The organism is Pseudomonas sp. B12(2026) (genome assembly GCF_057767015.1).
Genome location: NZ_CM173430.1, coordinates 1,371,400 through 1,391,995 on the forward strand (window position 1 = coordinate 1,371,400; position 20,596 = coordinate 1,391,995).

Consider the following 20,596-nt stretch of genomic DNA (forward strand, 5'->3'; position numbering starts at 1 on the left):
GTCAGACTCGCGGAGTGGATTGTCCCGCTGAGTATGGCAGAGCCAGATGACGGCTTGTGACCGAGGCGGCGATACCGAACTGTCCGAGCCAGTAGGTGAGCATGATGGCGTAGGAGGCACCGTCGAAGGCGCCGACGAACCGGTTGATGCCGATCATCGCGTCGGAGCCGACGAACAGCAGGGCGCCGACGGCGGCGAGGTTGCGACTGGCGGCCGGCAGGTCGGCGCAGCCCAGGCGGGCGAGGGCGCGCCAGAGCATGCAGCTGATGGTCAGGCTGTAGAGCGCGATCGGCAGCAGCAGCGGCCCCAGGCCGCGGCTGTGGAGCAGGGCGAACAGGCCGCCACCCAGCAGGGCGGCGAACAGCAAACCCGCCGGGGCCAGGCGGCGGGTATCGCCGAGGTAGGCCAGCAGATAGGCCAGGTGCGCCAGCAGGAAGGTGGCGAGCCCGGGGACGAAGGCGTTGACCGGCCATTCCAGCAGGATGTCGCCGAGCATCGACAGCACCAGGCCCGCCGCGATCCAGCGCCGATAGGCGTCGGCCGGCGTACCCAGCACCCAGAACAGCAGCGCGAGGACCGGCAGCGGCTTGCACAGCATGCGCAAGGGCGGCAGGTCGAAGGTGACGGCGAGCAGGTAGGCGATGCCGCCGATGAGTGCCACAAGTGCCCAGCGCATGGGGTTCCCTCCCGTGAAAGTGTGCGGCCACTGTGCCGCAGCGCGCCACGCCGCCACAGGCCGAGGGCGTCAGGGCGAGCGGCTTATGGCGCCGGGCCGACGCCTTACTTCACGGAAATGGGGCAGACGAAGGTCTGCGCCGGTGCCACTTCCGCTTCCCAGGGGCGGCGGTAGGCCAGTTCCAGCTTGTCTTCGCCAGCGCCGCTGACGCGGAAGCGCCAGGTGGATTCGCCAGCGCTGCCGACCAGGCCGGCGTCTTCCGGGTTGCTGTAGACCTCGGGGCCGAGGGCGCGCAGCAGGCCGTTGGCGGCGTTGCGCATTTCCCAGCGGAAGCCGGTGGTGGGGTTGCTCGGCAGGATCAGCACCAGTTCCTGGCCTTCGTGCAGCTTCAGGGGGCTGCAGTCGCTGGCGTCTTCCAGGGTGACCACGGGTTTGGGCTGCCCGGCGCAGCCGGCGAGCAGGGCGAGGGAGAGGGGGAGCAACAGGCGGTACGACGGCATGACGACTCCTGGGGTGGGGACCAGACTGGCCGCAGGATATCGCAATCGGACGACGAGGGAAGACCGTGGGGTGGTTGCCCGCCGTAGGAGCGGACTTTGTCCGCGATGCTTTTTGTCTTTCGGGATTGGGTGTTTCTGCGCCGCTTCGGCGTGTGCTGGGACTTTTTGTTTCGCCCCCTCGGGCGACCCACTTTGGCAAACGACCCAAAGTGGGCAAAGGTCTGTGCCCCATCATCCGGCCCCGGCTTCGCCGGGGTTCCCTCGCTCCATCGGAGTTTCAGGGGCCCGCGTTGACGGGCCATCCCTGGCCCGACAACGCTCTCGCGGCATCCATGCCGCTCGACCCCTGAAACTCCGATTCCACTCGGCCTCCTGAAGGGGCGCTCCGGTGCGTGCGGATATTTCTCTGGAAGTCTTCAAGAGCCAAAGCCCAAAGCACAGCGCGCCCCGGATTTGCTCGTGTAGGAGCGGACCTTGTCCGCGATCAGCTCCGCTCAAGAGCTTCGCGGACAAGGTCCGCTCCTACGAAAAGCATCTCGGCGCAGATTGTCGATGGGTATCGCTACGCTCCACACCATCCTACGAAGAGCGATCCTTCAGCCCTGGCTCTGTCTGTCACACCGAAATCGCAGGCGCGCGCAGGGTCCCGTCAGGAGGCCGAGTGGAGGTATTGCGCAGAGGGGCGAGCGGCATGGATGCCGCGAGAGGCTTGAAGGGCCAGGGACGGCCCTTGCAAGCCGACCCTCGGAGCAATGCCGGAAGGAGGGCAGTCTGAGCGAAGCGAAGACCCGGATGTCGGGACGAGTCCTTTTGGTTCCTTTTGGGACGCCAAAAGGGACTCGCCCGGGAGGGCGAAACCAAATCTCTCAACGCACGCCGAAGCGGCGCAGAAACACCGATCACAAAGAACGGTGGATAACGCTTAGCGTTATCCACCTACGGAAAGCAAAAGCATCGCGGACGGAGTCCGCTCCTACGGGAGAGGATTCGCAGTTTGAGCAATCTCATCCGCGACGGCCGGGGATGCCGGCCATCGCGGACAAGTGCCATGCATCACCGTTTCTCCCGCGGGAACACTCAGGCCGATCAGCCCGGGAACAGCACCTTCGCCACATCGCCATAACGCCTGGCGAAGTGCACCGTGATGTCTTCCTTGAGGTACTCCGGCAACTCCTCGAAGTCGCCGCGGTTGGCTTCCGGCAGGATCAGCTCGAAGATCTTCTGCCGGCGCGCGGCGATGACCTTCTCGCGCACGCCGCCAATCGGCAGGACCTGGCCGGTGAGGGTCAGCTCGCCGGTCATGGCCACGCCCTTCTTCGGCGCCTGGTTGCGCGCCAGGGACAGCAGGGCGCTGGCCATGGTCACGCCGGCGCTGGGGCCGTCCTTGGGCGTGGCGCCCTCGGGCACGTGCAGGTGGACGAAGGCCTGATCGAAGAAGCCGGCATCGCCGCCGTACTGCTTCAGGTGCGAGCTGATGTAGCTGTAGGCGATCTCCGCCGATTCCTTCATCACATCGCCGAGCTGCCCGGTGAGCTTGAAGCCGCGGTTGAGCGTATGGATGCGCGTCGCCTCGATCGGCAGGGTGGCGCCGCCCATGCTGGTCCAGGCCAGGCCGGTGATCACGCCGATGCCGGAGAGCAGCTGCTCGGTGCGGAACACCGGCATGCCGAGGTAGTCCTCCAGGTCCTTGGCGCCGATCTTCACCGTCGCCTGCGGGTCTTCCAGCAGCTTCACCACCGACTTGCGCACCAGCTTGCCGAGCTGTTTCTCCAGCTGGCGCACGCCGGCTTCGCGGGCGTAGCCCTCGATCACCGCGCGCAGGGCGGCGTCGTTGATCGACAGGCGGCTCTTCGGCACGCCGGCCTTCTCCAGCTGCTTGGGCCACAGGTGGCGCTTGGCGATGGCCAGCTTCTCCTCGGCGATGTAGCCGGACAGGCGGATCACCTCCATGCGGTCGAGCAGCGGGCCGGGGATCGAGTCCAGGGTGTTGGCGGTGCAGACGAACAGCACCTTGGACAGGTCCAGGCGCAGGTCCAGGTAATGGTCGAGGAACTCGACGTTCTGCTCCGGATCGAGCGTCTCCAGCAGCGCCGAGGCCGGGTCGCCCTGGTAGCTGCTGCCGAGCTTGTCGATCTCGTCGAGCATGATCACCGGGTTCATCACCTGCACGTCCTTGAGCGCCTGCACCAGCTTGCCCGGCAAGGCGCCGATGTAGGTGCGGCGGTGGCCCTTGATCTCCGCCTCGTCGCGCATGCCGCCGACGCTGAAGCGGTAGAACGGCCGTCCCAGGCTCTCGGCGATGGACTTGCCGATGCTGGTCTTGCCCACGCCGGGCGGGCCCACCAGCAGCACGATGGAGCCGGCGATCTCGCCCTTGAAGGCGCCCACCGCGAGGAATTCGAGGATGCGGTCCTTCACGTCGTCCAGCCCGGCGTGGTACTTGTCGAGCACCTTGCGCGCGTGCTTCAGGTCGAGCTTGTCGGTGCCCAGCAGGCCCCAGGGCACCGAGGTGGCCCAGTCCAGGTAGTTGCGGGTGACGGCGTATTCGGGCGAGCCGGTTTCCAGGATCGACAGCTTGTTCAGCTCTTCGTCGATGCGCTTCCTGGCCTGCTCGGGGAGGACCTTGCCGTCCAGGCGGGCGCGGAATTCGTCGGAATCGGCGCTCTTGTCGTCCTTGGTGATGCCCAGCTCCTGCTGGATGATCTTCAGCTGCTCCTTGAGGAAGAACTCGCGCTGGCGCTCGCCGATCTTGCGGTTCACCTCGGCGGACAGCTCTTTCTGCAGGCGCGCGACCTCCACTTCCTTGCGCAGCAGCGGCAGCACCTTCTCCATGCGCTTGAGGATCGGCACGGTGTCCAGCACTTCCTGCAGCTCAGTGCCAGGGGCCGTGGTGAGCGCGGCGGCGAAGTCGGTGAGCGGCGACGGGTCGTTGGGGTTGAAGCGGTTCAGGTAGTTCTTCAGCTCTTCGCTGTACAGCGGGTTGAGCGGCAGCAGTTCCTTGATCGCGTTGATCAGGGCCATGCCGTAGGCCTTCACCTCGTCGCTCGGGTCGCTGGGGGTGTGCGGGTATTCCACTTCCACCAGGAAGGGCGGGCGATGGCGCTTGATCCAGCCGCGGATGCGCACCCGCGACAGGCCCTGGGCGACGAACTGCAGCCTGCCGCCCTCGCGGCTGGCGTGGTGCACGCGCACCAGGGTGCCGTGCTCGGGCAGGCTGTTGGGATCGAAGTGGCGCGGGTCGTCCGGCGGGTTGTCCATGAAGAACAGCGCCAGGCTGTGGTGTTCGGTCTTGGCCACCAGCTCGAGGGTTTCCGCCCACGGTTCCTCGTTGACGATCACCGGCAGCACCTGCGCCGGGAAGAACGGGCGGTTGTGGATCGGAATGACATAGACCGTGGTCGGCAGGCTCTGCCCCGGCAACACCAGCCCGGTGTTGCTGACCTCTTCGGCGCTGTGGATATCGTGAATCTCGTCGTGGTCGCTCATGAGGCACCTGACTGATTGAACATGACAGTCTAGATGGGGAAACCGACGCGGGGTTTCAATCCCATATTTCGAGTGGATGCCTTGAGTGGATGTTGCAGGAGATTGCCCGGGGCCGGATCAGCGGGCGCGGCCGCCCGAACGGGCGGCTGGACATCGCGCCGAAGGCCGTCCCGGTTTCGCCGAGGAAGCGGTGTTGCACCGGCCAGGTGCAACCCGACGAGACGAATCTGGGCAGGCAGGTGCAACTCACGTAACATGTGCAAAATTTGATCAGATTGCGCCATGTTCGAAACCCGTCTCGCTCGTCTGTCAGACCAGCCCCATCAGCACGCCCACGATCATCACCAACTGGTGATGTCGCTCAGTGGCCGCGCGGAGTTCGAGGTCGACGGCCGGGGCGGCGAGGTCTGCCGGATGCGCGCCTGCCTGGTGCCGGGGGATTTCGCGCATGAATTCGCCGGCCTGGGCGACAACCACATGCTGATCGTCGATCTCGACGAAGCCGGCGCCGCCGAGCAGGACCGCGAACTGCTGGCGCGGCTGTTCGAGGCGCCGCGCTACCCGACCCTGGATGCGGACTTCCAGAACCTGCTCAGCTATGCCGGCGCCGAGACTGCCCGCTACGGCAACGATCCGCTGCTGGCCCGTGCCCTGGGCGGCGTGCTGCTGCGCGCGCTGCACCTGCGCCTGTTCGGCGAGGTGGCGGCGCCGCGCAATGGGCCGCTGGACCTGGAGCGGCTGGACCTTTACATCGCCGAGCACCTTGCCCGCCGCATCAGCGTGGCCGAGCTGGCGCAGGTCGCCTGCCTGAGTCCCAGCCACTTCCACGCGCAGTTCAAGGACCGCGTCGGCCTCACGCCGCACCAGTACCTGCTGCGCCAGCGCCTGGACCACGCGGCGCGCCTGCTGCGGGAAACCCACCTGCCGCTGGTGGGCGTGGCCGGGGAGTGCGGTTTTTCCAGCCAGAGTGCGCTGACCACCGCCATGCGCCGCTACTTGGGATTGACCCCGGGCAGCCTGCGCCGCCGCTGATTCCGTTAGCCTGCGGCCCTGCATTGCTGATCGAACGGTCAGCTGTCGACCCGCCAGTGCCGGAGTCTTTTGCAAGAACTCCAGAGCTTTCAGCAAGAAATCCGCTGGGTGCAACCCATAGAGTCCGCCCACCGCGTTGCTGGTAGTAAAAGGTGCAACCCGGTCAGACCAAGAACAACATCCAGCTCGATACGCGGGAGGGGCAGCATGCCCATCACCGGTTCTGTCTTCGCCCCTGGCGTGCCTGCACCTGGCCGCGCCACACCCTCCACGGCCCGGCCCGCAGCGCCCGCCCGTGGTTTCGCGCCGTCCGCCCCCGGACCAGTGGCGCGTTCGCTTCCCCCACTTTCTGTACAATCCGCGCCCTCGCGCGCCGGCCACCCCTTGCCGCTTCTCGATGCGCGCGTGAGCACAGGCTCCGCCGGGCGCCGCCGCAAGCCCTGCGTCGCGGGGCGTCATTGGAGTATGGGCGCCGTTCCCGGCGCCTGACGGATCTCCGGGCCCTGCCCGGTAGAACGGCCCGCACTTCGCCCACCGGCGAGGGCGGGCTGAAGGTCGCCGTGGTGAGATGGCGGCCGCAGGAGTGCGCCGGCAAGGACGACGGCGGGCCTGCGACGGGATGCGTAGCGGTTCGGTGCCACCTGGCGCCACGCGCAACCCGGCTTGCTGGAGGGCAAGCGCTTAACGGTCGACGCCAACCGCGCCGGCTGCCAGTCAAGGGCCCGCGATACCCCGCGAGCCTGGATAAAAACAAGCTGTAGGGGAGTCCCCATGAGCGTCAACACGCCAACCCTGATCACCTTCGTGATCTACATCGCGGCCATGGTCCTGATCGGACTCGCCGCCTACCGTTCCACCAACAACTTCTCCGACTACATCCTCGGTGGCCGCAGCCTCGGCAGCTTCGTCACCGCGCTGTCGGCCGGCGCCTCGGACATGAGCGGCTGGCTGCTGATGGGCCTGCCGGGCGCCATCTACCTGTCGGGCATCTCGGAAAGCTGGATCGCCATCGGCCTGATCGCCGGTGCCTACCTGAACTGGCTGTTCGTCGCCGGCCGCCTGCGCGTGCACACCGAGCACAACGGCAACGCCCTGACGCTGCCGGACTACTTCAGCACCCGCTTCGAGGACAACAGCCGCATCCTGCGGGTGATCTCCGCGCTGGTGATCCTGGTGTTCTTCACCATCTACTGCGCCTCCGGCATCGTCGCCGGCGCCCGCCTGTTCGAAAGCACCTTCGGCCTGTCCTACGAGACCGCGCTGTGGGCCGGCGCCGCCGCCACCATCGCCTACACCTTCGTCGGTGGCTTCCTGGCGGTGAGCTGGACCGACACCGTGCAGGCCTCGCTGATGATCTTCGCGCTGATCCTCACCCCGATCATCGTGCTGTTCGCCACCGGTGGCGTGGAGCCGACCTTCGCCGCCATCGAGCTGAAGGACGCGGCCAACTTCGACATGCTCAAGGGCGCGTCCTTCGTCGGCGTGATTTCGCTGATGGCCTGGGGCCTGGGCTACTTCGGCCAGCCGCACATCCTGGCGCGCTTCATGGCCGCCGATTCGGTCAAGTCGATCCCGGCCGCGCGCCGCATCTCCATGACCTGGATGATCCTCTGCCTGGGCGGCGCGGTCGCCGTGGGCTTCTTCGGCATCGCCTACTTCCAGGCGCACCCGGAGCTGGCCGGCGCCGTGACCGAGAACCCCGAGCGGGTGTTCATCGAACTGGCGAAGATCCTGTTCAACCCGTGGGTCGCCGGCGTGCTGCTGTCCGCCATCCTCGCCGCGGTGATGAGCACCCTGAGCTGCCAGCTGCTGGTGTGCTCCTCGGCGCTGACCGAAGACTTCTACAAGGCCTTCCTGCGCAAGAACGCCAGCCAGCTGGAACTGGTCTGGGTCGGCCGCGCCATGGTGCTGCTGGTGGCACTGATCGCCATCGCCCTGGCCGCCAACCCGGAAAACCGCGTACTGGGCCTGGTGTCCTACGCCTGGGCCGGCTTCGGCGCCGCCTTCGGCCCGCTGGTGCTGTTCTCCGTGCTGTGGAAGGGCATGACCCGCAACGGCGCGCTGGCCGGCATCATCGTCGGCGCGGTCACCGTGATCGTCTGGAAGCAGTTCGGCTGGCTCGGCCTGTACGAGATCATCCCGGGCTTCATCCTCTCCAGCCTGTCCATCGTGGTGTTCAGCCTGATGGGCGCCGCCCCGTCGAAGGCGATGATCCAGCGCTTCGAGGAAGCCGAGGCGGAATACGCCGAAGCTACTCAGCCGGCGGGCTCCGCGGCGACCAGCCGCTGATCCTGCGCTGAATGAAAAAGGCCGCTCTCCCGAAAGGGACGCGGCCTTTTTTCATGTCCGGCGCAATGGTTTTTTGTAGGATCGGACCTTGTCCGCGATTCGCCCGGTGACGCGGTTTATCGCGGACAAGGTCCGATCCTACAAGAGCCGGTCCGCCTTCCGGCGACTGATCTAGGCGTGCCCGCCGCTCAGCGCCGCCGCATACCGCCAGCAGGCGAACAGGCACAGCAGCAGGCCGGCCACCGCCAGCGCGCCGCCGACGTAGCCGATCCATTCCAGGCCCATGCCCGCCGCCACGCGGCTGCCGAGCAGGGCGCCGCCGCCGATGCCGACGTTGTACAGGCCGGAGAACATCGCCATCGCCACGTCCGTGGCGTCGTGCGCCAGTTGCAGCACCTTGGCCTGCAGCGCCAGGCCGAAGCAGAGGATCGCCGCGCCCCAGAACAGGCTCAGGCCGAGCAGGGCGATGGGCGCATGCGCCAGCGGCAGGAGCAGCAGCAGGCAACTGCCGAGCACGGCGATGGCCGCGCACGGGAAGGCGCGCGGGAAGCGTTCGCTGTAGCGGCTGAAGAGGATCGAGCCGAACAGCCCGGCGCCGCCGAACAGCAGGAGCAGCAGGGTGGTCTTCCGGCTGTCCAGCGCGGCGATTTCCCGCGCGAACGGCTCGATGTAGCTGTAGGCGGTGAACTGCGCGGTGATCACCAGCACGGTGAGCACGTACATCGACACCAGCGCCGGGCGGCGCAGCAGCAGCGGCAGGCTGCGCAGGGAGCCGGAGTTCTGGCTCGGCAGCAGCGGCAGCGAGCGCGCCAGCCAGAGCACCACCACCACCGAAACGCCGGCGATGGCGAGGAAGGTCGCGCGCCAGCCCAGCGCCTCGCCCAGCACGCGGCCCAGCGGAATGCCCAGCACCATGGCCAGGATAGTCCCGGTGGCGAGCAGCCCGAGGGCTTTCGCCTGCTGCCCCGGCGGCGCCACGCGCACCGCAAGCGAAGCGGTGATCGACCAGAACACCGCGTGGGCGAAGGCGATGCCGAAGCGGCTGAGCATCAGCACGCTGAAGCTCCAGGCGACGCCCGACAGCAGGTGGCTGCCGATGAACAGGCAGAAGATCACCACCAGCAGGCGGCGGCGCTCCATGTTGCGGGTCAGCAGCATCAGCGGCAGCGAGGTGAGCGAGACCACCCAGGCGTAGAGGGTGAGCATCAGCCCGGTCTGTTCCGGGCGCATGTCGAAGCTTGCGCCGATGTCGCTGAGCAGGCCCACCGGGACGAACTCGGTGGTGTTGAAGATGAAGGCGGCCAGGGCCAGGGCGATGACGCTCAGCCAGCTGCCGCTGCGGGTGGGTTGCGCGGTGTTCATGGGAATCCTGAGGTGGAGTGGGGCTCAGGCCGAGTCCCCCGGCCACGCGCGATGGGCCCCGGGCCGATGGGCCGGAGCGCGGGCGGGCGAAGAGGAATCGTTATAGGTATGGGGGAAGCGGCAGGCGGCATTCTACCCACGGCCGCCGTGTCGCGCACGGTGAATGCCGGTGTGCGCGGGCGCAGCGGCAAGTGTGGCGATCAGCCTCGGGCGGCACTGTCGATCAGCGGGTCGCTGGCCTGGGCTGCTTCCTCGGCCAGCCAGTCGAGGAACGCACGCACCGGCGGATGGCGCTCGCGGCCCGGCACGCAGAGCGCGGTGTAGCGGGCGCCGGGGACGTTGATCTCGGGGCGGTAGGGCACCAGCAGGCCCTTCTCCACGCTTTCGGAGACCAGCAGCGAGCTGGCCAGCACCAGCCCCTGGCCGGCGATGGCCGCCTGCAGCGCGTAGAACTCCTCCTCGTATTCGCGCTGCACGGCGCGGCTGAGCAGGCATTCCTCGCCGGCCGCCGCGCACCAGGCCTTCCAGCCGCGCTCGTAGAGCTCGGAGTTGTACCAGCGCACGCTGATCATCTCCGGCACCTCCACGTCGGCAGTGGCCACCCGCGCGGGCGCGCCGTACACCGCGAAGCGCTCGTCGAGGAGGAACTGGCTGTGCATGCGCGGGTAGTCGCCGAAGCCGTAGCGGATCGCCAGGTCGACGCTGGCGTCCTGCTGCAGGTCGAGCAGCTCGCACTGGCTGTCCAGGCGCAGGCGGATGTGCGGGTGGCGCGCGTAGAAGCGCCCCAGGCGCGGCACCAGCCAGAGCGCGGCGAAGGCCGGCGTGGTGGAGAGCGTCAGGCTGCCGGCGCTGCGCTGCGGGCGCAGGCTGTCCACCGATTGCGACACCTCCAGCAGCGCGCCGTGCAGGCTGCGGAACAGCCGCTCGCCGGCCTCGGTCAGGCGTACCTGGCGCGGCAGGCGCTCGAACAGCGGCAGGCCGAGCCAGTCTTCCAGCGCGCGGACCTGGTGGGACACCGCCGTGGGCGTCACCGCCAGTTCCTGGGCGGCGGCCTTGAAACTCAGCTGGCGCGCGGCGGATTCGAAGGTGCGCAGGGCGGGAAGGGGCAGGTTGGCGAACATGCGGCTCTCCATGGGTGAGCTGGATTCATCTCGGTGGAGTTTCCCTCAGTTGTCCGCAAGGCGCGCGGAAAATAGCTTTGGCGGCAAGGCAGGGGCCGATTCGAGACCCCTGAAGTGTATACCCACCGAGGAATCACAGATGAGCAGGATTCTTGCCATTCATGCCAGTCCGCGTGCCGAGCGCTCTCATTCCCGGCGCCTGGCGGAGGGTTTTCTCGCCGCGCTGTCACAGGCCGAGGTCACCCGCCGCGAGGTCGGCCGCGCCAGCCTGCCGCACGTCAACGAGGCCTTCATCGCGGCGGCCTTCTACCCGCAACCGGACAATCGCCCGCTGACCATGCAGGCGGACCTGGCGCTCAGCGACCAGTTGGTGGACGAACTGCTCGGCCATGACCTGCTGGTGATCTCCACGCCCATGTACAACTTCAGCGTGCCCAGCGGCCTGAAGGCCTGGGTCGACCAGGTCGTCCGGCTCGGCCGCACCTTCGACCTGCATCTGAACGGCGGCGAGGCCGAGTACGAACCGCTGCTCAAGGGGCGCAGGGCGCTGATCGTCACCAGCCGTGGCGGCGCCGGCATGGGGCCGGGCGGGCCGCTGGAGTCGATGAACCACGCCGACACTTGGCTGCGCGTGGCGCTCGGGTTCCTCGGCATCGAGGACGTACGGGTGATCGCCGCCGAAGGCGAGGAGGGCAATCCCGACGCTTTCAGGGCGTCCTGCCAGCAGGCCGAGCGGGAACTGGCCGATCTCGCCGAAAGCGAGTGGGTGAGGGCGTGATGGCCTGGGCGATGCTGATGGTGGCGGCGGTGTTCGAGGTGATGTTCGCCGTGTCGATGAAGTACGCCGAGGGCTTCACCCGGCCGCTGCCTACGGTGCTGACGGTCGTCGCGGTGTTCTGCGGCATCTTCTTCCTGACCCTGGCGATGCGCCAGTTGCCGGTGAGCATCGCCTACCCGGTGTGGACGGCGATCGGCACCCTGGGCACGGTGTTCTTCGGCTTCCTGCTGCTGGGCGAGGCGCTGACGCTGGCCAAGCTGCTGTCGGTGGCGCTGATCATCGCCGGCGTGGCCGGGCTGCGGGCCTGACGGCTTGGTGTTAAGGTGCCGCGGATTCCCACCTGTTGAAGCCGGACCATGACCGACAAACCGAAGAACCCGCTGCACGGCGTGACCCTGGAAGCCATCCTCAACCAGCTGGTTGCGCGGTACGGCTGGGACGGGCTGGCCAAGCGCATCGACATCCGCTGCTTCAAGAACGACCCGAGCATCAAGTCCAGCCTCACCTTCCTGCGCCGCACGCCCTGGGCGCGGGAGCAGGTGGAGGGGCTGTACGTGAAGATGCTGCAGGGCAAGTAACGGCGCGCTTTTCGTAGGAGCGGACCTTGTCCGCGAATGACCGGCTGGGGCCGGCCTGCCGGCCGGATCGCGGATAAGATCCGCTCCTACAGGTTCAGGGAGGCGTTGGCTGCTGGAGCGTTTCCCCTCTCCCCAAGCTGAGGGTGCGGCGCGGATGGAGCCTACCGGCGAACTCGAGCATTTCGTAGGAGCGAGCTTGCTCGCGAACAGCCTGATGCCGCTGTGCCAGGCGGGTTCGCGAGCAAGCTCGCTCCTACAGGCTTCAGCCTGGCGCGACAACTATCGCCAGCTCACCCGCAGATTGTCGATCGGCTCCTGGCACCCCGTGCTGATCCCCGGTTCCAGGTAGCTCGCCAGCATCGGCGCCATGCCCTTGAGCACCTGCACCGGCAGCGCCGAGGTGAACTTGAAGTTGTCCGACTCGCTGCCGGCCACGTAGGCGGTGAGGGTGCCGAAGTGGCGCGGGCCGAGGTAGAACACGAAGGTCGCGGTGCGGTTCATCGCCTTGGAGCTCTTCACCCAGCCGCTGCGGGTCACGCTCTCGATGCGGTTGTCGCCGGTGCCGGTCTTGCCGCCCATCACCAGCGCGCTGCCGTCGGCCAGCTTGAAGCTGCCGGACAGGCGCCGCGCGGTGCCGGCGTCCACCACCTGGGACAGCGCGGTGCGCAGGGCCTGGGCCACTTCCGAGGTCATCACCTGGCGGCCGGTGTTCGATTGCGGGCCGAGGCTGGCCTCGTACGGCGTGTTGGCGGCGAAGCGCAGGTTGTCGATGCGCAGGGTCGGCAGGCGCACGCCGTCGTTGAGGATGATCCCCATCAGCTCGGCCAGGGCCGCAGGGCGGTCGCCGGAGCTGCCCAGCGCGGTGGCCAGCGACGGCACCAGGTGGTCGAAGGGATAGCCCAGGCGCTTCCACTGCTCGTGCAGGTCGAGGAAGGCTTCCACTTCCAGCATGATGCGGATGCGCTTGTCGCGCGCGTACTTGTGCCGCGACTTGAACAGCCAGCCGTAGACCAGCTTGCGTTCGTCCACGCTGGCCGCCACCGCGTCGTTGAAGCTGGCCGCCGGCTGCCGCTGCAGGTAGCCGAGCAGCCAGAGTTCCAGCGGGTGCACGCGGGCCACGTAGCCCTGGTCGTTGAGGTCGAAGGCGCCCGGGCCGTAGCGCGTGTAGAGGTCGGCGATGCGCTTGTCGGTCAGTTTCTCGCCGACGTACTTGCCTTTCTTCAGGCGCTCCTGGAGGAAGGCGGCGAAGGTCGGCAGGTCCGCCTGCGGCTGCAGGTAGCGGTGGATCGCCGCCAGCCGCACCGGCCAGGCGCGCAGGCCGTCGAGGAAGGTGTCGAGTCGCTCGTCGGCGGCCTTGCCCTTGTATTTCTGCCAGAAGCGCAGCAGGTAGACCTGGCTTTCCTTGTCGACGAAGCGGTCGAGGTAGTCCCGCCGGCGCGGGTCCTTGTCGTCGGCCAGCACCGCGACCTTGCTGCCTTCGTTGGCGTACATGTCGTGCCGCACCAGGTCGCGCAGCAGGCGCACGAAGGGCAGGTTGATCGATTCGCGCAGGGCGTCCTGGACGGTGGGGATGCGGCCGTTGTCCTCCTTGCGGAAGTTGCTGAAGGTGTGGATGCCGCCGCCGGTGAAGAACGCCTCGTAGGGGCTGGCGGAATACTTGCGCTGCATGGCCGCGCCGAGCATGTCCGGCAGGTTGCGGTCCTTGCTGGCGATCAGGTAGTCGATGGCCCAGCGGCTGATGAAGTCGATCGGCTCCACCGGCACCTTCTTCAGCTCGGCGGCCGGCAGCGCCGCGTATTGCCGGTGCAGCTCGGCGATGGTCTCCAGGTAGGTGGAAAGCACCCGCAGCTTGGCGGTGGAGCCCAGTTCCAGCTTGCTGCCTTCGTTGATGTCGAACGGCTGCTCGGTGTTGTCGGTCTGCACGCGCACGCGGTTGCCGCTGGCGGTGCGCTCGAACAGGGTGAAGCTGTAGCGCACGTCGCGGGTCTTGTCCTCGGACAGCAGGTGTTCGCCGAACAGCCCGATCTGCGCGGCGAATTCCGGCTCGGAGAGGTGCCGCAGGTAGGCGGTGACCTGTTCCTGCAGCTCGTGCTGCAGGGTGGTGGTGAAGGACAGGTCGAAGCGGTCCAGGTCGTACAGCGGCACGTCGAGCATCCCGGCCAGGCGGGTGCGCGCCAGGGTCACGCCCTTGTTGTTCTCCAGCGGGGTGATGGTCGGCTCGTTGCGCGGGTCGCGGAACACCAGTCGCTGGTTCAGCGCCGCGTCGCGCAGCGGGGCGCCGATGACGCCGGCCTGGCCCAGCAGGCGCAGGTAGCTGTCGGTCAGCGCGGACAGCTGGTCGCGGCCGCGCGCCAGGTACCAGGACGGCCGGCGGTGGGCGATCATCAGCGAGATCACCTGGCGCAGCGCCTTGGCCTGTCCGAGCAGCGAGACGCCGCTGGCCGGCGGCGCGCTGAGCAGCTGGTTGACCTGCTGGTAGTCGGCGCCGTACCAGACCCACAGGCCGTCCGGCAGGCCGCTGACCTCGCCGTAGCCCGGCTGCGCCGAGAGCGGCACCGAGTTGAGGTAGGTGAGCACCACGTTGCGCCGCGCCGGCAGGTTCTCCGCGCCGCCCTGGTAGGTGCGCACGCTGGCCGAGGCCATCTGCCGCAGCTTGTCGGTGATGGAGTTGGTGCGGCCGTCCTCGGAATGCCGGTACTTCTCGATCTGCGTGGCCAGGGTGCTGCCGCCGGGGGCGTGGTTGCCCATGCCGACCAGCTTGCCCACCTGCGCCAGCGAGGCCTGGGTGAAGCGGCTCCAGTCGATGGCCGGGTTCAGGTACGGGCGCTGGCTGTCCAGCAGGTCGCGGTTCTCGATGAACAGCAGGCTCTGCACGATCAGCGGGGAAATGCTCTCGAAATTGGCGTACAGCCGCTGCGGATAGCGGAAGGCGTAGATCGGCAGGCCGCGGCAGTCGGCGATGTCCACGCCGGCCTGGGACTTCTCGGGATAGGGCGGGAACAGGCCGTGGCTGGCGTACTGCATCAGCGGTGCGGAGAAGCGCGTCTGGCTCAGGGTGATGAAGTTGCGCTGGTGCAGGCGGTCGAGGAAGACCGGCAGTTGCAGGTAGCCCAGGCGGCGGTCGAACGGGCCGCTCTGCGGGTACACCACGTCGCTGCTGGGGCCCTGCGCCAGTTGCCAGGTCAGCTCGCCGGCGTAGCGCGCCAGCTCGCGCGCCTGCAGCTTGGAAGTGCGCGCCTCGTAGAGCAGCGCGGCGCCGATGGCGGCCAGCAGCGGCAGCAGGAAGAGGAACAGCAGCAGGAACCGATGATGGTGGACTTTCGTCGGGGAAATACCGGGCTCCGAGCGACCCGGTTGATCTGCGCAATGCGTACCGGAATGCTTCGAACTACCCATTTCACGACCTGCCCATGCTCAGACAACAGCCTAGGTAAGCGGACTCCGCCCTCGTGACGACCGGCGCCCCTCCCGACGCCGCGAAAGCCCCGTGACAGGGGCCTTCCTAATTTCCAGCGTAGTCGGCGGCGGAAAATCTGCGCGCCGCGAAACAGCGTTTCGCGCCTGACGGATTGATTTGCCGACGGCCAGCAGGTGCAATAGGCGGGCCGGCTGGCGCCCAGGCGCAGCGGCACCCGACCCTCGACAGATCCCTGACTGATTGGACAGGACTTCCCGGCCATGCGTTCGTTATTTCTGCCCGTCGTACCCCTGCTGCTGGCCTCGCTGAGCGCCTTCGCCGCGCCCATGCCGTTCTACAGGTGGCAGAGCAAGGTGGACGGCAGCTATACCTGCCAGCAGACCTCGCCGGGCGAGGGCTGGCAGAAGATCGGCGGGCCGTTCCGCGACGCCGGCTGCCGCGAGGCGCTGCCGCAGACCCCGCCGCCCAAGGGGCTGGCGGTGCCGAAGGCGTGGAAGACGCAGTGACCGTTGTTGCGCGGCCGTAGGGAGTTGCTTTCAGGCCGGCATGAAGTGCTTTTGCGGGATCGAGGGGGGCTCCGTCCGTGTTTCCGGGGCTGGGCGGTTCGCGAGCAAGCTCGCTCCTACGAAAAGCGCGCTGGGACATACCTGTAGGAGCGAGCTTGCTCGCGAACGGACTGGCGCCCCGGCTGCCCGGCAAATCTCATGAACAGGCCCCCCGCAGTGGCTGGGCCGCGGGTTTCACGGAGCTGTGTACGGCCTGCTCCATCGTGCGCACGGCGGGCTTCGCAGGAGGATTTCATGAGCGACAGGGCAGAGCGCATCCGCCACAGCTGGCAGGTCAACGCCGATGCCTGGACCCGCGCGGTGCGCGAGCAGCGCATCGAGAGCCGGCGCCTGGTGACCGACGCGGCGATCATCCAGGCCGTCGCGGAGGGACCGGCGCGCCGCGTGCTGGACATCGGCTGCGGCGAAGGCTGGCTGTGCCGGGCACTGGCGCAGCGGGGCAGCCAGTGCGTCGGTGTCGACGCTTCCGCACCGCTGGTCGAGGCTGCACGCCAGGCGGGAGGTGGGCGCTTCGAGGTGATGGACTACGCCGGCCTGGTCGCCGCGGGCGAATCCCTGGGTCGCTTCGATGCCCTGGTGTGCAACTTCGCCCTGCTCGACGAAGCCCCCGGGCCGCTGCTGCGGGCGCTGCGCGAGCGCCTCGAACCCGGCGGCCGCCTGCTGATCCAGACCGTGCACCCCTGGTCCGCCTGTGGCGACGGGCCCTACGCCGATGGCTGGCGGCTGGAGACCTTCGCCGCGTTCGGCGAGGCATTCAGTGCGCCGATGCCCTGGTTCTTCCGCACCCTGGAGTCCTGGTTGGCGCTGCTCGCCGCCAGCGGCTGGAGCGTGCGGCGGTTGCGCGAGCCACGCCACCCCGAGGCCGCCAGGCCCTGCTCGCTGCTGCTGGACGTGCAACCGCTGGACGATCGGGTAGCACCGGGTTGCGCCTGATCCCGGGGCGAAGGCCGCTGACACGACGAATCGCCCCTACGCCTTTGGTCAAATTGCACCTGAATGGGGCAGACGTCTCCCGCGGACTTGTGTAAATTCGGCGACGACCTCAGCCGTGGTCCTCCCGCAATGCCCACGTCCGCTTCACAAGAGCGGGCAGCCTCTTCCGGTGTGCCGTCCTGGAATCGCCAGATACCTCCGCCCTCCGTGCCGACCGGCTCGGTGGCGAAGCTTTTTTCCGGCCTTTCCGCATCCCGACTGCACTTCGAGTCCGCAGCTGATATTCCCCAAGAACAAAATGAGGTTGCATCACCATGTCGTCCCATGATCTCCAGCGGGATCTCAACGAGCGGCACATCCGTCTCATGGCCCTCGGCGCCTGCATCGGCGTCGGTCTGTTCCTCGGCTCCGCCAAGGCCATCCAGATGGCCGGCCCGGCCATCATGCTCTCCTACATCATCGGCGGTCTCGCCATCCTCGTGATCATGCGCGCCCTCGGCGAGATGGCCGTGCACAATCCCGTGGCCGGCTCCTTCGCCCGCTACGCGCAGGACTACCTCGGCCCACTGGCCGGCTACCTGACCGGCTGGAACTACTGGTTCCTCTGGCTGGTGACCTGCGTTGCAGAGATCACCGCGGTGGCCATCTACATGGGCATCTGGTTCCCCGACGTGCCGCGCTGGATCTGGGCGCTGGCGGCGCTGGCGAGCATGGGCACCGTGAACCTGGTGGCGGTACGCGCCTTCGGTGAGTTCGAATTCTGGTTCGCCCTGATCAAGATCGTCACCATCGTCGCCATGATCCTGGTCGGCGCCGGCATGATCGTCTTCGGCCTGGGCAACGGCGGCATCGCCACCGGCATTTCCAACATCTGGACCAATGGCGGCTTCATGCCCCACGGCATCACCGGCGTGCTGATGTCGCTGCAGATGGTGATGTTCGCCTACCTGGGCGTGGAAATGATCGGCCTCACCGCCGGCGAAGCGAAGAACCCGCAGAAGACCATCCCGGGCGCGATCAACTCGGTGTTCTGGCGCATCGTGCTGTTCTACGTCGGCGCGCTGTTCGTGATCATGTCGATCTACCCGTGGAACGAGATCGGCACCCAGGGCAGCCCCTTCGTGATGACCTTCGAGCGCATGGGCATCAAGACCGCCGCCGGCCTCATCAACTTCGTGGTGATCACCGCCGCGCTGTCGTCCTGCAACGGCGGCATCTTCAGCACCGGCCGCATGCTCTACAGCCTCGCCCAGCATGGCCAGGCCCCGGCCGTGTTCGCCAAGACCTCCAAGGGCGGCGTGCCGCGCAATGCGCTGCTGCTGTCCATCGCCGCGCTGCTGCTGGGCGTGCTGCTGAACTACCTGGTGCCTGAGAAGGTATTCACCTGGGTAACCTCCATCGCCACCTTCGGTGCGATCTGGACCTGGGCGATGATCCTGCTGGCGCAGATGAAGTTCCGCCGCGGCCTCTCCGCCGCCGAAGCCGGCAAGCTGCAGTTCCGGATGTGGCTGTACCCGGTCAGCTCCTACCTGGCGATGGCCTTCCTGGTGCTGGTGGTGGTGCTGATGGCGTTCTTCGAGGACACCCGCATCGCGCTGTACATCGGCCCGGCCTTCCTGGTGCTGCTGACCGTGCTGTACTACGCGCTGAACCTGGCGCCGAAAGGCGAGCAGGGCGCTGCTCCCAGCCGTGCCTGAGTGACGGTTGAGTGAATGGAAAGGGCCTCTTCGGAGGCCCTTTTCTTTTAGGCGGCCATCGGGCCGTGGGTGGACGAGGGGTGCCCGGTGCGAAAACCGGCGTTGCGGCGCCGTGGCGCGGTATCCTTGGCGCATTGTCCGGCGCGCGTGGCGCCGGAGCCTTCTGGAGAGCCTTCGAGCATGAAACAGGAAATCGCCACCGTGACCGTCAGCGCCGAGCACCGGGGCCGCGAGGCCGAAGCGGTGGACAACGCACGCGTCACGCTGAGCCTCAGCGCGCCCGAGGAGGGGGTGATCGAGTTGCGCTTCAAGGGGCAGCTGGATGCGCCGGATGAGCCGACTCACGTTTGCGTGACGCTGGATAACGGGTTGTCCTATTACGGCGAGATCCAGGGCGGTGAGGCGAACGAGGAGGGTGGCTGGATTCGTTTCGAGGGTGAGTTGATCGATCTGGAAGGGTTCTGAGACTACTGCCTTGTCTTTGGCAGAGCCCTTGTTCCCGATGCTTTTGCTCTTCGTAGGGTGGATAACGCGAAGCGTTATCCACCGTCTTGTTCGGTGTTTCTGCGCCGCCTCGGCGTTTGCTGGGACTTCTTGTTTCGCCCCCTCGGGCGACCTACTTTGGCAAACGACCCAAAGTAGGCAAAGGTCTGTGCCCCTGCATCCGGCCCCGGCTTCGCCGGGGTTCCCTCGCTCCATCGAAGTTTCAGGGGCCCGCCGCGAAGGGCCATCCCTGGCCCATCGCGGCTCTCGCGGCATCCATGCCGCTCAACCCCTGAAACTCCGATTCCACTCGGCCTCCTGAAGGGGCGCTCCGGTGCGCGCGGAGGTTTCTCTGGAAGTCATCAAGAGCAAAAGCAGAGCGTCTTCCTCCGCGCCAATCCTGCTCTCGTAGGAGCGGAGCTTCTCCGCGATGCTCTTCTTCCGTGTACCGCAACGCCTCGGTGTGACGGGACGAGCCGCGGCTGAGGCTTTGTCTGCTCGCCCCGGCGAACCCCCCAAACGAAAAAACCGGCCTTAGATAGCCGGTTTTTTCACGTTCGCCGCAACGATCAGCGCGGGATCATGCCCTCGATGCGCTTGGCGAAGGCATTGGCCATGTCGCCGTCGGCGAGCAGCAGCAGGTAGTCGTGGTCCGACTTGGCCGCCGGGGCGATGCGGTATCGCAGGGTGCCGGACGCCACCTGGCCGACCACCGGCACCGACAGCGTGCCGACGCACTCCATGACGCCGCTGTCCGGGTCCTTCTCGATGATCGCCACGTCTTTCAGCTCGGCCTTGGCCAGCGCGTCGGCCTGGCTGGAGAGCGGGCCGCTGAGGAAGATCTTCACCAACTGGTTCTTCACGTCATCCGACCCGCAGACCTTGGCCTGGTTGCCGCCGCAAGCGCTCAGCAGCGCGGTGGCGGCCAGCACCGCCGACAGTTTCAACACGTTCATCTATCCACCCCGTGGCGTTCCATGATGGCCTTTGGATACGCCAGTGTAGGAAAAATTCCCTGCACGGACGACAAAACGCTCCAGCCCGCCGCTCAGCCCAGCGTCAGCCAGGCCAGCACGGCGTAGCGCCCGGTCTTGGCCAGCGTCACCAGCACCAGGAAGCGCCACAGCGGCTCGCGCATCACGCCGGCGATCAGCGTCAGCGGGTCGCCGATCACGGGCGCCCAGCTCAGCAGCAGCGACCAGCAGCCAAGGCGCCGGTAGCGCGCCTGGGCCTTTTCCAGCGTCTGCGCCTTGAGCGGGAACCAGCGCCGGTCGTGCCAGCGCTCGATGCCGCGTCCCAGCACCCAGTTGACCAGCGAGCCGAGCACATTGCCCACACTCGCCGCCAGCAGCAGCGACCAGAGCGGGTACTGCCCGCCCAGCAGCAGGCCCACCAGCACGGCTTCCGATTGCAGGGGCAGCAGGGTGGCGGCGCCGAAGGCCGAGAGGAACAGGCCGGCGTGGGCGGCCAGGGCGAGGGCGGGCATGGGCGGAGTTCGGCGACCTTCGAGGGAGGAACGAGGCGTGCTGGAATTTTGGAATAAAGAGGCGGGTTCTTGGTGTGTCCGGATACTATATGTCCAATTGTGCTGATGACCTTGTAGGAATTTTCATTCGCGGGCCTAAGCTTTCCCGAATGCCTGTTCCTCGGCACGTCTCGATCATCTCTGGGGAATCC

The 20,596-nt window shown here is 67.4% G+C and carries 17 protein-coding genes; 9 read left to right on the forward strand and 8 right to left on the reverse strand.

Annotated features, from left to right (window positions below; translation table 11 throughout):
* Position 1 precedes the first annotated feature (1 nt).
* The 3 genes from AC3B6A_RS06460 to lon all read right to left on the reverse strand — a co-directional run bounded on the left by AC3B6A_RS06460 (position 2) and on the right by lon (position 4,662).
* Positions 2–676: a lysoplasmalogenase gene (locus AC3B6A_RS06460; protein ID WP_488401465.1), complete on the reverse strand. Its 675-nt coding sequence runs from the start codon at positions 674–676 to the stop codon at positions 2–4.
* Between the two features lie 104 nt (positions 677–780).
* On the reverse strand, positions 781–1,176 hold the full coding sequence (locus AC3B6A_RS06465; protein WP_488401466.1) for a protease inhibitor I42 family protein: 396 nt from the start codon (positions 1,174–1,176) through the stop codon (positions 781–783).
* Positions 1,177–2,262: 1,086 nt separating this feature from the next.
* Complete coding sequence (gene lon / locus AC3B6A_RS06470) at positions 2,263–4,662, reverse strand: endopeptidase La (protein ID WP_488401467.1); 2,400 nt, start codon at positions 4,660–4,662, stop codon at positions 2,263–2,265.
* Positions 4,663–4,944: 282 nt separating this feature from the next.
* Between lon and AC3B6A_RS06475 the strand changes: the two genes are divergently transcribed.
* Both AC3B6A_RS06475 and putP read left to right on the forward strand, forming a co-directional pair.
* The gene (locus tag AC3B6A_RS06475; RefSeq protein WP_488401468.1) at positions 4,945–5,694 is read left to right on the forward strand and encodes a helix-turn-helix domain-containing protein; all 750 of its coding nucleotides are present in this window, start codon (positions 4,945–4,947) and stop codon (positions 5,692–5,694) included.
* Positions 5,695–6,465: 771 nt separating this feature from the next.
* Positions 6,466–7,983 carry a sodium/proline symporter PutP gene (gene putP, locus AC3B6A_RS06480; RefSeq protein WP_488401469.1) on the forward strand — a complete coding sequence of 506 codons (1,518 nt, stop codon included), beginning with the start codon at positions 6,466–6,468 and terminating at the stop codon, positions 7,981–7,983.
* 171 nt (positions 7,984–8,154) lie between these two features.
* Here the strand turns inward: putP and AC3B6A_RS06485 are convergent, their stop codons facing one another.
* Entirely contained in the window at positions 8,155–9,345 is a 1,191-nt protein-coding gene (locus AC3B6A_RS06485) for a sugar transporter (protein WP_488401470.1), read from the reverse strand.
* Between the two features lie 200 nt (positions 9,346–9,545).
* Positions 9,546–10,466 carry a LysR substrate-binding domain-containing protein gene (locus AC3B6A_RS06490; RefSeq protein WP_488401471.1) on the reverse strand — a complete coding sequence of 307 codons (921 nt, stop codon included), beginning with the start codon at positions 10,464–10,466 and terminating at the stop codon, positions 9,546–9,548.
* 139 nt (positions 10,467–10,605) lie between these two features.
* On the opposite strand from AC3B6A_RS06490, the gene AC3B6A_RS06495 reads away from it, so the two are divergent.
* The 3 genes from AC3B6A_RS06495 to AC3B6A_RS06505 are packed head-to-tail and all read left to right on the forward strand — an operon-like array spanning position 10,606 to position 11,822.
* Complete coding sequence (locus AC3B6A_RS06495) at positions 10,606–11,244, forward strand: FMN-dependent NADH-azoreductase (protein WP_488401472.1); 639 nt, start codon at positions 10,606–10,608, stop codon at positions 11,242–11,244.
* Positions 11,244–11,552, forward strand: coding sequence for a DMT family transporter (locus tag AC3B6A_RS06500; RefSeq protein ID WP_488401473.1), 309 nt, complete (start codon positions 11,244–11,246; stop codon positions 11,550–11,552). The genes AC3B6A_RS06495 and AC3B6A_RS06500 overlap by 1 nt, the downstream gene beginning before the upstream one ends.
* Before the next feature lie 48 nt (positions 11,553–11,600).
* Positions 11,601–11,822 (forward strand): VF530 family protein, encoded by a 222-nt coding sequence (locus tag AC3B6A_RS06505; protein ID WP_488401474.1) that lies wholly within the window; start codon positions 11,601–11,603, stop codon positions 11,820–11,822.
* A gap of 279 nt (positions 11,823–12,101) precedes the next feature.
* Here the strand turns inward: AC3B6A_RS06505 and AC3B6A_RS06510 are convergent, their stop codons facing one another.
* A complete protein-coding gene (locus AC3B6A_RS06510; RefSeq protein WP_488401475.1) occupies positions 12,102–15,218 on the reverse strand; it encodes a transglycosylase domain-containing protein in 3,117 nt (1,038 codons plus the stop codon).
* A gap of 282 nt (positions 15,219–15,500) precedes the next feature.
* On the opposite strand from AC3B6A_RS06510, the gene AC3B6A_RS06515 reads away from it, so the two are divergent.
* The 4 genes from AC3B6A_RS06515 to AC3B6A_RS06530 all read left to right on the forward strand — a co-directional run bounded on the left by AC3B6A_RS06515 (position 15,501) and on the right by AC3B6A_RS06530 (position 18,901).
* Entirely contained in the window at positions 15,501–15,746 is a 246-nt protein-coding gene (locus tag AC3B6A_RS06515) for a hypothetical protein (protein WP_488401476.1), read from the forward strand.
* A 294-nt stretch (positions 15,747–16,040) separates the two neighbouring features.
* Entirely contained in the window at positions 16,041–16,739 is a 699-nt protein-coding gene (locus AC3B6A_RS06520) for a class I SAM-dependent methyltransferase (protein ID WP_488401477.1), read from the forward strand.
* 314 nt (positions 16,740–17,053) lie between these two features.
* A complete protein-coding gene (locus AC3B6A_RS06525) occupies positions 17,054–18,436 on the forward strand; it encodes an amino acid permease (protein WP_488401478.1) in 1,383 nt (460 codons plus the stop codon).
* A gap of 180 nt (positions 18,437–18,616) precedes the next feature.
* The gene (locus tag AC3B6A_RS06530; protein WP_488401479.1) at positions 18,617–18,901 is read left to right on the forward strand and encodes a hypothetical protein; all 285 of its coding nucleotides are present in this window, start codon (positions 18,617–18,619) and stop codon (positions 18,899–18,901) included.
* A 587-nt stretch (positions 18,902–19,488) separates the two neighbouring features.
* Here AC3B6A_RS06530 and AC3B6A_RS06535 read toward each other — a convergent pair.
* Together AC3B6A_RS06535 and AC3B6A_RS06540 are read right to left on the reverse strand one after the other, a co-directional pair.
* Complete coding sequence (locus AC3B6A_RS06535) at positions 19,489–19,875, reverse strand: hypothetical protein (RefSeq protein ID WP_488401480.1); 387 nt, start codon at positions 19,873–19,875, stop codon at positions 19,489–19,491.
* A gap of 92 nt (positions 19,876–19,967) precedes the next feature.
* The gene (locus AC3B6A_RS06540; RefSeq protein WP_488401481.1) at positions 19,968–20,405 is read right to left on the reverse strand and encodes a YqaA family protein; all 438 of its coding nucleotides are present in this window, start codon (positions 20,403–20,405) and stop codon (positions 19,968–19,970) included.
* Positions 20,406–20,596 lie beyond the last annotated feature (191 nt).